A 13,795-nucleotide genomic window follows, 5' to 3' on the forward strand; every position below is an offset into this window, starting at 1 on the left:
GCATGTCGATGCGCATCTTCCCGATCTCGGACCTGCATCTGGAGCGGCGGCGGCTCGACCTGATCGCTCTGCCCACGGCGCCGTTCGACGTCCTCGCCTGCCCGGGGGACCTCTACGAGGGGCATCCCGAGCGGGGGCTCGCGGCCCTGGTCCACCTGGCGCAGGGCAAACCGATCGTGCTGGTGCCGGGCAACCACGAGCGCTACGCCCCGACGGGCGACCCGCGCAATGCCCCCGAGCTGCTGGCGGCCCTTGAGGCGGAAGTCGCCCGGGTGAACCAACTGGGCGCCCGCATCCACCTGCTTCAGGGCGCGCAGGCCTGCGTGATCGACGGCGTGCGCTTCGTCGGCACGACCCTGTGGAGCGACTGGCGGCTGGCCGGGCGCTGGCTCGCCGCGGACACGCCCGATCGCCCGGAGGATCCGTTGGCCTATGCCGCCGCGCGCATGACCGACCCGGTCACGGGCTCGCGCGAATATCTCGGATCGATCCGCAAACCCGACGGCGCGGCGTGGCAGCCCGCGGACGCCATGGCGGCGCATGCGGCCGAGCGCGAGGCGCTGCACGAGGCGCTCCGCATGCGCCATGACGGCCCGACCGTGGTGGTCACCCATCACCCGGCGAGCCCCCTGGCGGCGGACCGCTACCGGGACGAGCCCGGCGTGCCGTGGTGGGTGCCGGCCTTCTACGCCAGCACCGCACTCGACGACCTCCCCGATGCCGAGCGCCCGGACCTGTGGATCTCGGGCCATTTCCACGCCGGGCACGACCTGCGGGTCGGCCGCTGCCGGTGGGTATCGAACCCCGTCGAGGGCAAGAGCTACCGGGCCGACTTCAGCCTGCCGGTCGGGGCGGGAGGCTAGCGGGCGGCCGGTTGGCGGTGAGCTGACGGAGAATGCGCCCGAGCTGCTCGGCGGAGTACGGCTTGTGCAGCAGCTCGAAGCCCTCCGTCCCGTCCTGCGCCAGGACGTGGCTGTACCCGGAGGCGAGCAGCACCGGCAGGCCGGGCAGCCGTTCGCGCAGGCGTTTCGCCAGGGCGATGCCGCCCATGCCCGGCATGACCACGTCCGAGAACACGACATCGAAGCCGTTGCCGCTGGGCCCCAGCTTCTCGAGCGCGTCCTCGGCATTGACCGCCCAGGTCGTCCGGTAGCCCAGATCCTCGAGGATCTGCGTGGCGAACCGGCCGACCTCGAGGTTGTCCTCGACCACCAGCACGCTCTGGCCCGCCCCGATGGGGGAGCTGATCTCGGCGGGCGCCGCGCCGAGCGTCCGGTCATCCGCCTCGACCGTGATCTCGGGCAGGTAGAGCGTGAACGTCGTGCCGTGGCCGAGCTGTGTCTCCACGTCCACGTCGCCGCCGGATTGCTTGGCGAAGCCGAACACCTGGCTGAGGCCCAGGCCGGTCCCCTTGCCCACCTCCTTGGTGGTGAAGAACGGCTCGAAGATCCGGCCGAGCTGATCGGGCCGGATCCCGGTGCCGGTATCGCTGAGCGAGACGGCCGCGAAGGCGGTGTGCGTCCCGGCATGGCCGCGGATCTGCGGCAGCTTGCTCTCCCGGACGAGGCGCAGGGTGAGCGTGCCTTCCCCCGCCATGGCGTCGCGGGCATTCACGGCCATGTTGATCAGCGCCGTCTCGAACTGGCTCAGATCGGCCTTCACGAAACAGGGTTCGCCCGGGGTCTCGACCACCAGGCGGATGCGCGCGCCGGTGACGGTGTCGACCATCTCGGACACGCTGCGCAGGCGCTCGCCCACCTCGAACACCTCCGGCTTGAGCGCCTGCCGGCGCGCGAAGGCGAGGAGCTGGCCGGTGAGCTTGGCGGCCCGGTCGACCGTGTCCGACACGGCGTCGAGATAGCGGCGCTTGCGCTCCTCGGGCAGCTCGGGCCGGCGCAGGAAGTCCACGGACGAGCGGATGATCGTCAGCAGGTTGTTGAAGTCGTGCGCGACGCCGCCGGTGAGCTGGCCGACCGCCTCCATCTTCTGCGACTGGCGCAGCGCCTCCTGCGTGTTGGCGAGCTCGGCCTCCGCGCGCAGGCGCTCGGAGATGTCCTTGGCGTAATGGAACGCGCCGATGATCGCGCCCTTCTCGTCGCGCAGGGGCGAATAGGACACCTCCCAGCAGGGCTTGGCCAGGTCGGGATCGCCGAATTCCTGGGTGACCGTGAAGCTCTCGCCGTCGAGCGCGCGGGCCATGAAGCCGCGCATGATCGGGGCCTGGTCCGGCGGGAACAGGTCGTAGAACACCTCGCCGATCTGCACCCGGTGGGCGAAGATGCGGTGGAATTCGTCGCTGTGCGCCCGGTTGAAGGCGATCAGGCGATACGCGGTGTCGAAGGCGCAGATCGGCGTGGCGCTCGATTCGAGGATGTCGCGCGACAGCCGCAGCTCGGCGGTCCGCGCCGCGACCTGCTTCTCCAGGCTTTCGTTGAGATCCTGCAGGGCTTGCGCCGCCGCCCGCTGGGCGCGCTCGGCGTGATAGCGCTCGGTCACGTCGCGGGAGATGCCGACCAGCTTGAGCGGGCCGCCCTCCTCGGGGAGGAACGGCGCGAAGCTCACCTCCCACCAGCGCGGCTCGCCCTTGCCGGTCGGGGCGAAGCCCTCGATCCGGGACGCCTCGCCGGCCTTCGCCCGCCGGACCGCGTCGCGCAGCTTGGCGCGCTCCTCCTCCGGCCAGAGCGCGGCGTATTCCTGCCCGAGGATATCCTGGACCGAATCGATCTGGTTCAGCTCCAGGCCGCGCGCGTTCATGAACTCGACGTGGCCTTCGGTGGAGAGCACCTTCACGCAATCCGGGCTCGCCGTCAGCACGCCTTTGACGAAGGCCTCGCTGCGCTGGAGCGCCTCGCCGGCCGCCAGGCGCCGGTGCGCGTCGAGATGGAATCCGATGAGGTCGGCGAACATCCGGAACATGCCGACGATGTTCGGCCGGTTCACCTGCGCCGGCTTGCGGTCGATGGCGCAGAGCGTGCCGAAGAAGCTGCCGTCGGGCAGCGTGATCGGCACCGAGATGTAGCTCTCGAAGCCGTACATCTTCGGGATCGCATGCTGCTGGAAGGCGGGATCCTCGGCGACATGGTCGATGATCACGGGCGCGGCGCTCCGCCGGATCTGGTCGCAGAAGGTGGTCGCGATCTGCAGCTCGTCGCCGGGCTTCAAGCCGAAGGCGATGTCGTCCCGGACGCTGCAGGCGATCCAGCGGTCCTCGGTCACCCGGGCGACCGCCGCGAAGCCCATGCCGGTGGTCTGGCAGATCACGTTGAGCATGGTCGGGACCGCCGCGATGCCGTCGACGGCGCTCAGGTCGGCCTGGATATCCTGCGGCAGGGACGGGCCGGGGGCGGGCGTGCTCATCGGATGGCTGCGACCCGGATTTCGGCGCGCGCCTTCGGCCCGCCGGCGCCCCGGCACAGGCAGGTGCCGTCCGGGACGCGGGGCGGCGCGGTGTTGCGGATCGGGGCGCTCGACATCGCTTGCCCGTCGCATGCGGTCCAGGGACTGTCAAAACACCGGGCCTGATCGGCGGAAGAATGCAGCTTCCAGTCGATAAGGGTCCTGGATTTCTACCCTCATACGCGAGACGTCCGCCGTTGACGCAACGAGATCTCCGAAGGACCTGAACCGGGCTTCGCGCGTCTTGACTTGGAGCCCAGGTCTTCGCAGCCGTTCTGTCCGCCATCGGTCGGAGATGCACCGCGCCGCAGGGCCGGTGCTACAAGGCCCGCTTCCGGCCCCCGCGCATCACACGGTCCATTGTCCTCACGGGACCGCGGCCCCTCGTTTGAAAGACACGCATGGAAAGCGTCACCGTCGTCCTGGCCCTGTTGCTGTCGGTGCTCGTGAGCGGCGCCCTGGGCCGCCTGGTCCCGCTGCCGCTGCCCCTGATCCAGATCGTGATCGGCGTGGCCCTGGCGCTGGGGCCGCTTCCGAGCACGACCCTCGACCCCGAGATCTTCTTCCTCGTCTTCCTGCCGCCGCTCCTGTTCCTCGACGGCTGGCGCATCCCGAAGCGCGACCTGTTCCGCAACGGCCGGACGGTGCTGGCGCTGGCGCTGGGGCTCGTGGCGCTGACCGTGCTGGGCATCGGCATGCTGATCCACGCGATGATCCCGGGCATCCCGCTGGCGGTCGCCTTCGCGCTCGCGGCCGTCCTGTCCCCGACCGACCCGATCGCGGTCTCGTCGGTCGCCGCCCAGGCCCCGGTGCCGCGGCGGCTGATGCACATCCTCGAAGGCGAGGCGCTGCTCAACGACGCCACCGGCCTGGTCTGCCTGCGCTTCGCCATCGCGGCGGCCCTCACCGGGACCTTCTCGCTGTCGGAGGCGGCGACCACCTTCGTCTGGCTGGCGCTCGGCGGCCTCGGCATCGGCGCGGCCACGACCTTCGTGCTCATGGGCGCGCAGGATCTCCTGCGGCGGCGGACCGGCGAGGATCCCGGGCTGCAGATCCTGTTCAGCCTGCTCACGCCGTTCGGGGCGTATCTCGCCGCCGAGCACGTCCACGCCTCGGGCATCCTGGCCGCAGTCGCAGCCGGCATCGCCATGACCTATGTCGAGATCCAGGGACGCAGCCTCGGCACCACCCGGGTCCGCCGCACGGCCGTGTGGGACACGGTGGCGCTGGCGGCCAACGGGTCGATCTTCGTCCTGCTCGGCGAGCAGCTGCCCGAGGTCCTCGGCCACGCGGTCAAGCAGGCCGACGTGCAGGGCGCCGGATGGCTGGTGGCCTGGGTTCTGGCCATCACGGCCGGCCTGATGGCGATCCGCTTCGCCTGGGTCTGGGTCTCGCTCCACTTCGTCCTGGTGAAGGCGCATCGCCGGGGCGAGCGGCGCGAGGGCCTGACCTGGCGGCTCGTGGCCGCCACGACGCTCGCGGGCGTGAAGGGCGCGATCACGCTGGCCGGTATCCTGACCCTGCCGCTCACCCTGAAGGACGGCACGCCGTTCCCGGCCCGGGATCTCGCGATCCTGCTGGCGATGGGGGTGATCATGACCTCGCTGCTGCTGGCCAGCACGGTCCTGCCGCCGCTGCTGCGGGGCCTGCGCTTGCCGGCCGATTCCAGCCACGATGCCGAGGAGGATTCCGCCCGCGCCGCCGCGCGCCACGACGCCGTGACGGCCATCGAGGCCCTGCAGCATCGCCTGGTCGAGGAGCAGGAGGACGCCTCCATCGCGGTCGAGGCCGGCGCCCGGGCCATGGACCGTTACGAGGGCCTGGAGGCTCCGACCGGTGACGGCCGGGAAGGCGGCGGCCGCGCCCGGCAGCTGGCCATCGCTGAGAAGCGTCTGCGGCTCGCCGGGATCGAGGCCGAGCGCCAGGCGCTCTACCGCCTGCGCCGATCGCGGGCGATCGACGACGTGGTCCTGCGCCAGCTCGTCCGCGAGGTCGATCTGGTCGAGGCGCGGCTGCTGGCCTGGAATCCCGCCGGCCGGGCCCTGTCGACGCCGCGCAGCTGAACGGCGGCGCGCAGACTGGAGGGCGTCGGCCGGATTAGTCCCGGCCGGCGCGCTCGTGATGTCGAGGGCGTGTCGTTCCGCACAGCTTGGCCGTAGAACCTGGATGAGGTCGCTTCGACGGAGCGTCCTTCTCTGATCAGCTCCGAAGTCCGGGGCTCTGGATCGGGGTTCTCATGACCGGATTTGGCCTGGGATTACGCGGGATCGCGTCGGCTGCACTGGCCCTATACGCTGCGGGTCCCACAACCTCGGCCTATGCAGCGTCCGCGGCTCAGCCCGGCCAGACCATCGGCCTGCCGGTGGGCGCGCAGCTCCCCGTCGGGCTGTACTTCGTGAACCTGTCGAGCTTCGGTACGCGCAGCGCGCGGCCGGGCGACACCTCGACCAACGTCAACCTGCCGACCTTCGCCTGGTCCACGCCCTGGGACATCGCGGGCGGGCGCCTGCAATTCTTCGTCACCCAGCCGGTCGTGGCCGCCACGCTCCAGGGCGCGCCCTATCAGAGCGGCATCGGCCAGCCGCTGCTGGCCGCCCAGCTCGCCTGGGATCTCGGCCACGATGTCGGCGTCAGCTACTTTTTCGGCGGCTACCTGCCGATCGAGACGCGGTTCCTGACCCAATCCGCCTCGCTGACCCACCGCTTCGCGGCGAGCTACACCGGCCAGGACTGGAACCTGACGGCGAACCTGCTCCACGGGATCTTTCTGGAGACGCGCTCGCCTTTCGGCGCCCTCTATCCGGACTACCTGAACCTCGACCTGACCGCGGCGAAGAAGTTCGGCAAGTGGCAGGTCGGCGCAGTCGCGTTCGGCTCGAGCGATCTTCCGACCGGCGTGTCGAGCTACCGGCCGCAGGGGCAGATCGCGGTGGGCGGCCTGGTCGGGTACAATTTCGGGCCGGTGAACCTGCAGGCCTACCTCACCCGCGACGTGGTCCAGCGCAACTACCGCGGCCGCGAGACCCGCGGCTGGCTGCGGGTGATCGTGCCGCTCTACCAGGACAAGGACGAGGTCGAGCCGAACCGCACCCTGGTGACCCGCCGCCAGGCCGAGTAGCCGCGGCGAGGCTCACATGCGGGCCGGCGGGGCCAGGGCCGCGCTGGCGGCGCGGAGGGACGGCCCGAGGTCCCGCGTCAGGCGGGCGCGGAGGCTGGCCTGTTTCGCGCGCACCATCCCGGGGATCAGGAACAGGTCGAGGACGACCCAGATGAATCCGATGAGGATGCAGTTGAGGAGGATCTGAAGGATCGCGGTGCCGGTGCGCCCGAGATAAAATCGGTGCGCGGAGAACGCGCCGAGGAAGAACCACAGCACGTAGGCCAGGACGATGCTTGGCCCTTCATTGGTCACGCGCTGCTCGATCAGGATCTTCTCTTGCGTGGTCGGTTCCATCTGTCCTGCACCCTCCGTCGAGACGGCTAAGCTTGAGACAGGGTGTTGCCGAAAGCAAGGTTGGGCCGGCGGTATGATCCGCCGGCCCGGCCGACCTCAGGCGTGCACGAGCACGTTGCGGAACTGCCAGGGGTCGCTGGTGTCGATATCCTCCGGGAACAGGCCCGGGCGGTCGGTGAGTGGGGTCCAGTCGGTGTACACGCCGACGACCGGGCCGAGATACGGGGTCTGAACCTCCAGGCAGCGCCGGAAATCCATCTCGTCGGCCTCGACGATGCCGGCCTCCGGGTTCTCCAGGGCCCAGACCATGCCGGCGAGCACCGCCGAGGTCACCTGCAGGCCGGTGGCGTTCTGGTAGGGGGCGATCCGCCGGGTCTCCTCGATGGAGAGCTGCGAGCCGTACCAGTAGGCGTTCTTGGCGTGGCCGTAGACCAGCACGCCGAGCTCGTCGATGCCGTCGACGATCTCGTTCTCGTCGAGGATGTGATGCTGCTCCTGCACCTTGGCGGCGTTGCCGAACATCTCGTGGAGCGAGAGCACGGCGTCGTTGGCCGGGTGGTAGGCGTAGTGGCAGGTCGGCCGGAACACCGCCTGATCGCCCTCGCGCACCGTGTAGTAGTCGGCGATCGAGATCGCCTCGTTGTGGGTCACCAGGAAGCCGAATTGCGGGCCGGCGGTGGGCACCCAGGTGCGCACGCGGGTGTCGGCGCCCGGCTGCAGCAGGTAGATCGCGCAGCGCGAGCCCTTCTCCTGCTCGCGGGCATTGGCGGGCTTCCAGGTCTCGTGGGTGCCCCAGCCGAGCTCGGCCGGCTGGTTGCCCTCCGAGACGAAGCCCTCGACCGACCAGGTGTTGACGAACACGCCCCGGGGCTTGGGGTTCTTGGCGCGCTGGGTGTCGCGCTCGGCGATGTGCACGCCCTTCACGCCCAGGGTCTTCATCAGGGCGGCCCACTCGGCGCGGGACTTGGGCTCGGGCGCGGTGACGCCGGTATCCTTGGCGATGTTCAGGAGCGCCTGCTTGACGAACCACGAGACCATGCCGGGATTGGCGCCGCAGCAGGAGACCGCCGTGGTGCCGCCCGGCTTCTGGGCGCGGGCGTCGAGGATGTCCTGGCGCAGGGCGTAGTTGGTGCGGTCGCCCTGGCCGCGGCTCTTGTCGAAGTAGAAGCCCGGCCAGGGCTCGGCCACGGTGTCGATGTAGAGGGCGCCGAGCTCGCGGCACAGCTCCATGATCGCCCGCGACGAGGTGTCGACCGAGAGGTTCACGCAGAAGCCCTGGCCGCCGCCCTCGGTGAGGAGCGGCGTGAGCACGGTGCGCAGGTTCTCCGGGGTCAGCGCCACCTTCTCGAAGCGCAGGCCGTGCTTCTCGGCGAGCGCCCGATGCGTGTCGACCGGGTCGATCACGGTGAAGCGGGCGCGGTCGTACTCGAAGTGCCGCTCGATCAGGGGCAGCGTGCCCCGGCCGATCGAGCCGAAGCCGATCATCACGATGGGACCGCTGATGCGGCCATGGATCGGGTGACGAGTCGGCTGGTCGGTCATGCGATAGGTCCTTGTCTGGCGGACGCCTGAGGTCCGCTCTTGAGGCTCGCGGGCGGGTTATGGCGCGCGTGTGACAGTGGGGCGACAGAGCACGCGCCGCGCGGCCTGCGCCAGCGCGTTCGTCGATTCCCGTCGTCGAGAAGGCCGCTCAATGGCGGCTCCCCCGCCGGCGGTCAACTGCGCTGCAGCATGGACGGTTAAGGCGTCCTTGATAGCGCGCCGGCGGCAGCATGTTCGCAGCGCATGTGGCCCGCGCGCAGCGACGAGTGGCAGGCGGCATCCGCATGGCTCATATTGCAATGCAGCAAAGGCCTTCCGACAAGATCAACAAGCCGATCGGGGCCGAGGAAACGTCCGGGATCCTGATCCTCGGAGTCGTCATGCTCGCTTTCATCGCCACCCGCATCCCCGGCCCGGTCGCCGAGACCGCCGACCGCGATCCCGGCATCCTCACCCTGGCCTTCACCCTGGCGCGCGCCGTGCGCAACGGGGCCGAGACCGCCTTCGCCCGCCGCTGCGCCCTCGCGCTGGCCGCCGGCGGACCGAGCCCGCTCTGAGACGTCACGGCAGCGCGGACCTGCGTCGCCGGGCGATTGCCTCACCCCGATTGGGACGTTAGGCGGCTTTGCCGTCAAATGGCCCCGGGGGATCGTGATTCCATGTCGACGTTACGAGCGGTCGTTCGCCTCAACCTGATCGCGACGCTGCTGCTTGCCGTTCCGTTCGCGTCGCCGCGTGCCCAGGATGCCGAGCCCGAAGCGCCGGCCGCCAGCGACGCGCCGGCCAAAGCCAAGCCCAAACCCAAGCCGAAGCCGCCCGCGCCGAAGCCTGCGGCCAAGCCGGCCGCCGCCGCCGCGCCGGCCGCATCGCACGCGCCCTGGCCCACCGGCGCCAGCATGGTCACCGAGAGCTACGGCGACTGGACGATGACCTGCACCCGCCCGAACGACAAGGTGACCTGCATCGTCGCCCAGTCCCAGGGTGATTCGCAGACCGGGCGCCGCAAGTTCGGCGTGGAACTGCAGGCCCCGAATGACGGCCGCTCGGAAGGCTTCGTGCTGATGCCCTTCGGTCTCTCCATCGAGGCCGGCGTGACCTTCAAGCTCGACGAGCAGGTTCTCGGCAAGGGCGCCCCCTACACGATGTGCGTCTCCGACGGCTGCCTGGTGTCGATCGGCTTCCCGACCGTGGCGCTCGACGGCATGCGCAACGCCAAGAAGCTGTTCGTGACCGGCCAGAAGGCGAGCGGCAGCGAGCCGGCCACCATCACGGTGCCCCTCGAAGGCTTCCCGCAGGCCCTCGACCGGGCCGTCGCCCTCAGCGGCTGAGGGCGATCCCGCCAATCCCCGGCTTACGGTTAAGCCAGCGTTAGCCGCGATGCCGCAGGATGCCTCCATGTGTGGCGCCGGGCGCCGTGGCCCGGGCGGGCCGCGCGCCGGGATCGGATCGGCGAGGCGATGGGCGCGGAGGGCAGGCGATCCCGGATCGGCCGATACGGCGGCGCCCTGCTGCGCGTGTCGCTTCCCGCGCTCGCCCTCCTGGGGGCGATCGACCCGGCGCTTGCCGCGCGGCTGATCGGCGCCAAGGGCAGCGAGGCCGGCACCGGCCCCGGCGGCTACGGGCGGATCGTGCTCACCTTCGACAAGCCGGTCACCGTCAAGGCGAAGCTCGCGGGCGGCATCCTGCTGCTCGGCTACGGCGAGCGGGTCGCGCCCGGTCCCGAGCATCTCGCCGAGGAGATGCCGGCCTTCGTGTCCATGGTCCGGCGCGATCCCGACGGGTCCGGCCTGCGGGTCGCCCTGCAGCGGCCGTTCCGGGCCAATGTCCAGCCCGCCGGCGAGCGCGTGTTCGTCGACCTGCTGCCGGAGGGCTGGTCCGGGCTGCCGCCGCCGCTGCCCCCCGAGGTGGTGGCCGAACTCGCCCGCCGGGCGCGGATTGCCGAGGAGGCGCTGAAGGCGCGCACGCTCCCGCCCGTGCGCAAGCCCCTGGCGCTGGAACTCGCCCGGCTGCCGACCCTGACGCGCCTGTCGCTGCGCCTGCCCGATGACGTGGTGGCGACCGTGGCCGCCGAGGGCCCGACCACCCGCCTGCGCGTGGCCGGCGCCTGGACGATCGATTCGAACGAGGCCCGCGGCCGCCCGCGGCCCGGCATCGCCAAGCTCGCCACCGAATCGGACGAGGGCTCGGCCAGCATCCTGGTGACGCCCGCCGAAGGCTTCACCCTCACCACGGAGCGCGAGGACGGGGCCTACACGATCGACGTCGTGCCCCGCACGCCGCCCCAGGGCGCCAAGTCCAAGGCCGCCGAGGTGCCCGGCCCGGTCGAGCCGGACGCCGCCAGGCCGGCCGCGCCGGTCCCGGCCCCCGTCCGGACGGCCGAATCGCCGCCCGTCCCGGAGGCTGCGCCCGACGCGCCGCCGAAGCGCCAGGCCGGCGCCGGCCTGGTCTTCCCGTTCCAGACCCTTCCGCCCGCCGCCCTGTTCGAGCGCGGCGGCATCGCCACCCTGGTGTTCGAGAGTGCCGAGCCCGTGACCGTGCCGGCGGGCCGCCAGGGCCTGACGCCGGTCGGAGCGCCGACGCGGACCGGGCCGGTCACGGTCCTGCGCTTCGCGGTGCCGCCGGGTCGGCTGGTCGATCTCGCCGCCGTCACCACCGGGACCGGCTCGGCCTGGGAGCTGTCGGCCGGCGATACGCTGAGCCCGAGCGACACCCTCGACCCGGTCCGCAAGCCGGACCCGTCGGGCCGGATCACCGTCGCCCTGGCGCTGCCCCGGCCCGGATCGGTCACCTGGCTCGACCGCGACGGCGAGCGCATCGCGGTGGTCACCTCGGCGGCGCAGCGCGCGGTGGGCAATCCGAAGAGCCGCCGCTTCGTGGATTTCGAGATCCTGCCGAGCCGGCACGGCCTCGCGGTGCTGGCGGGCGCCGACGACCTCGCGGTCCGCCCCCAGCTCGACGCGGTGACGATCGGCCGGGAGGGCGGGCTCGCCGCCTCCACGGCGCCCCGCAGGGCCGACCCCGCCCTGGCCGAGGCCGGCACCCTCGCGGTGGCGCGCCAGCCCTGGGAGCAGGCGCGGGCCGGGAACGTGCGCGAGACCTTGCGGACGCTCGCCGACACCGCCGCGATGGCGCCGCCGGCCGAGCGCGGACCGGCGCGCCTGGCGCTCGCCCGCGCCAACATCGCCAACGGCTTCGACCCCGAGGGCCTCGCGGTTCTCGAGGCGGCGGCCTCCGAGGATCCGCTGCTGGCGACCCAGCGCGACGTCGCGATCCTGCGCGGCCTGGCGCTCGCGCGCAGCGGCCGCAACGCCGAGGCCCTGAAGGCCCTGTCGGTGCCCCAGCTCGCCGCCGATCCGGAAGCGGCCCTGTGGCGCGCGATGGCGTCTGCCGGGCTCGGCGACTGGAAGTCGGCCGAGGCCGGCTTCCTCAAGGCGCTGCCGGTCGCCGACAGCTACCCCCCGGACCTCGCCCAGCAGATCCGCGCCGGGGCCGCGGAGGCCGCGATCGAGAACGGCGATGCCGAGACCGCCGCGGCCCGGGCCGAGGACGCGCCCGGCCTGCCGCCCTGGATCCGCGACCGGCTGGCCCTGGTCCGCGCCCGGGTCTCGGAGGCGACCGGACAGGTCGATGCGGCGCTCGACGCCTATACCCGCCTGGAGCAGGTCGGCCAGCGGCCGGTGGCGGCCGAGGCGCAGCTGCGCGGCACGCTGCTCGCCCGCGCCTCCGGCAAGCTCGAGCCGGATGCGGCGCTGGACCGACTGGAGCGGCTGGGCATGACCTGGCACGGCGGCCCGACCGAGACCGGCATCTCGGTCGGCCTGGCGCGGCTCTATCTCGGCGCCGGACGCTGGCGCGACGCCTTCACGGTCCTGCGCCGGGCCAACGCCTACGCGCCGAACGACCCGGCCACCCAGGCGCTCGCCCGCGAGGTGCGGACCGCCTTCGAGAACCTCTACCTGACCGACAAGGGCGACACGCTCTCCGGGGTCGACGCGGTGGCGCTGTATTTTGACTTCCGCGAGCTGGCCCCGATCGGCCGGCGCGGCGACGAGGTGGTGCGCCGGCTGGCCGACCGGTTGGTCGGGCTGGACCTGCTGGATTCGGCCGCCGACCTGCTCCAGTACCAGATCGACAACCGGCTCACCGGCCCGGCCCGCTCCGCCGTGGCGGCCCGGCTCGCCACGATCCGGCTGATGGACGACAAGCCGATGCGGGCGCTGCAGGTGCTCGACGCCACCAACCTGCCCGAGCTGCCCGGCGAGCTGACCCGCGCCCGCGCCCTGGTCCGCGCCCGCGCCCTGTCGGACCTCACCCGCACCGACCTCGCCCTGGAGACGATCGAGGGCGAGACCGGCTCGGATATCGAGCGCCTGCGGGCCGACATCTACTGGGGCGCCCGCCGCTGGCGCGAGGCCGGCGAGTCGCACGAGGCGCTGCTGGGCGATGCCTGGCGCGCCGGCCGGCCCCTGGACGAGCAGGCCCGGGCCGACGCCATCCGCGCCGCGATCGCCTACGACCTCGCCGGCGAGGCGATCGGGCTGGAGCGGCTGAAGGCCAAGTTCTCGGAGGCGATGGCCGAGAGCCCGGACGCCCGCAGCTTCGCCCTGCTCACCGGCGCCAACCCGACGAAGACGCCAGAATTCCGCGCCATCGCGGCCCGCGCCACCAAGGCCGAGACCCTGTCGGCCTTCCTGGCCGAGTACCGCAAGCGCTACCCCGAGACCGCCTTGCCCGAGCGCGGCGCGGCGGCGGCCGAGCGCCAGAGCAGCGTCGAGACCCCGGGGACGCCGCCGGGCTGAGCCGCGCCATGGCCCAGGTGATCGATCCCGACAGCTTCCTCGAGACCGGATCCGGCCGCCACTGGACGCCGGAGCGCAACGCCGAGGCGTGGCGCCTGGCCCATGCGGCGCTGGACCGGGCTCTGGCGGGCGGGGGCATCGCGCGGGTCGTGATCGTCTGCGGCTTGCAGGGCGCGGGGAAGTCGACCTGGATCGCCAGGCAGGACGACGATGCCGGCCGCGTCTACGTCGATGCCGCCCTTCCCGGGGCGCGGCACCGGGCGCCGCTCATCGCCATCGCGCGCAACCACGGCGTTCCTGTCGAGGCCGTCTGGATCCGCGTGCCGCTCGACCTTGCCCTGGAGCGGAACCGGCAGCGGCGGGCGGACCGGATCGTCCCGGAGGCGAGCATCCGCTCGGTCGCGCGCCTGTTCGAGCCGCCTGGGATCGGCGAGGGTTTTTCGGACGTGCGCATCGTCGAGGCCTGATCCTGGGCCTCAATCGCTCCACCCGTCATTGCGAGCGTAGCGAAGCAACCCAGCCAGGCGCGCGATCTCCGAAGGTGTCGCTTCCCGCGGTTGCTTCGCTGCGCTCGCCATGACGGTGAGGGTGACTTGGAGAAATC

10 protein-coding genes are annotated in these 13,795 nt (G+C 72.0%); 7 read left to right on the top strand and 3 right to left on the bottom strand.

From position 1 onward, the window contains the following. Positions 1-8 precede the first annotated feature (8 nt). Positions 9-863, top strand: coding sequence for a metallophosphoesterase (locus BMZ47_RS03555; RefSeq protein WP_091858993.1), 855 nt, complete (start codon positions 9-11; stop codon positions 861-863). Here BMZ47_RS03555 and BMZ47_RS03560 read toward each other — a convergent pair. After that, positions 835-3,357 (bottom strand): PAS domain-containing protein, encoded by a 2,523-nt coding sequence (locus BMZ47_RS03560; protein ID WP_091858698.1) that lies wholly within the window; start codon positions 3,355-3,357, stop codon positions 835-837. The genes BMZ47_RS03555 and BMZ47_RS03560 overlap by 29 nt on opposite strands. 440 nt (positions 3,358-3,797) lie before the next feature. On the opposite strand from BMZ47_RS03560, the gene BMZ47_RS03565 reads away from it, so the two are divergent. Together BMZ47_RS03565 and BMZ47_RS03570 are read left to right on the top strand one after the other, a co-directional pair. Further along, positions 3,798-5,459 (top strand): Na+/H+ antiporter, encoded by a 1,662-nt coding sequence (locus BMZ47_RS03565; protein ID WP_050736391.1) that lies wholly within the window; start codon positions 3,798-3,800, stop codon positions 5,457-5,459. A gap of 173 nt (positions 5,460-5,632) precedes the next feature. After that, positions 5,633-6,514: a transporter gene (locus tag BMZ47_RS03570; RefSeq protein ID WP_007569039.1), complete on the top strand. Its 882-nt coding sequence runs from the start codon at positions 5,633-5,635 to the stop codon at positions 6,512-6,514. Between the two features lie 12 nt (positions 6,515-6,526). On the opposite strand, the gene BMZ47_RS03575 is transcribed toward BMZ47_RS03570, so the two are convergent. Both BMZ47_RS03575 and BMZ47_RS03580 read right to left on the bottom strand, forming a co-directional pair. After that, entirely contained in the window at positions 6,527-6,850 is a 324-nt protein-coding gene (locus BMZ47_RS03575) for a TM2 domain-containing protein (protein WP_007569040.1), read from the bottom strand. 96 nt (positions 6,851-6,946) lie between these two features. Continuing rightward, complete coding sequence (locus tag BMZ47_RS03580) at positions 6,947-8,392, bottom strand: homospermidine synthase (protein ID WP_007569042.1); 1,446 nt, start codon at positions 8,390-8,392, stop codon at positions 6,947-6,949. 284 nt (positions 8,393-8,676) lie between these two features. On the opposite strand from BMZ47_RS03580, the gene BMZ47_RS03585 reads away from it, so the two are divergent. From BMZ47_RS03585 to BMZ47_RS03600, 4 genes are all read left to right on the top strand, one after another. After that, positions 8,677-8,949, top strand: a complete 273-nt coding sequence (locus BMZ47_RS03585) for a hypothetical protein (RefSeq protein ID WP_007569043.1) — start codon at positions 8,677-8,679, stop codon at positions 8,947-8,949. 102 nt (positions 8,950-9,051) lie between these two features. Next, a complete protein-coding gene (locus BMZ47_RS03590) occupies positions 9,052-9,720 on the top strand; it encodes an invasion associated locus B family protein (protein ID WP_091858701.1) in 669 nt (222 codons plus the stop codon). 129 nt (positions 9,721-9,849) lie between these two features. After that, positions 9,850-13,191, top strand: a complete 3,342-nt coding sequence (locus BMZ47_RS03595; protein WP_091858996.1) for a hypothetical protein — start codon at positions 9,850-9,852, stop codon at positions 13,189-13,191. An 8-nt stretch (positions 13,192-13,199) separates the two neighbouring features. Beyond that, positions 13,200-13,658: an AAA family ATPase gene (locus BMZ47_RS03600; protein ID WP_091858704.1), complete on the top strand. Its 459-nt coding sequence runs from the start codon at positions 13,200-13,202 to the stop codon at positions 13,656-13,658. Positions 13,659-13,795: the final 137 nt, after the last annotated feature.

The organism is Methylobacterium brachiatum (assembly GCF_900113845.1).
Lineage (GTDB): Bacteria > Pseudomonadota > Alphaproteobacteria > Rhizobiales > Beijerinckiaceae > Methylobacterium > Methylobacterium brachiatum.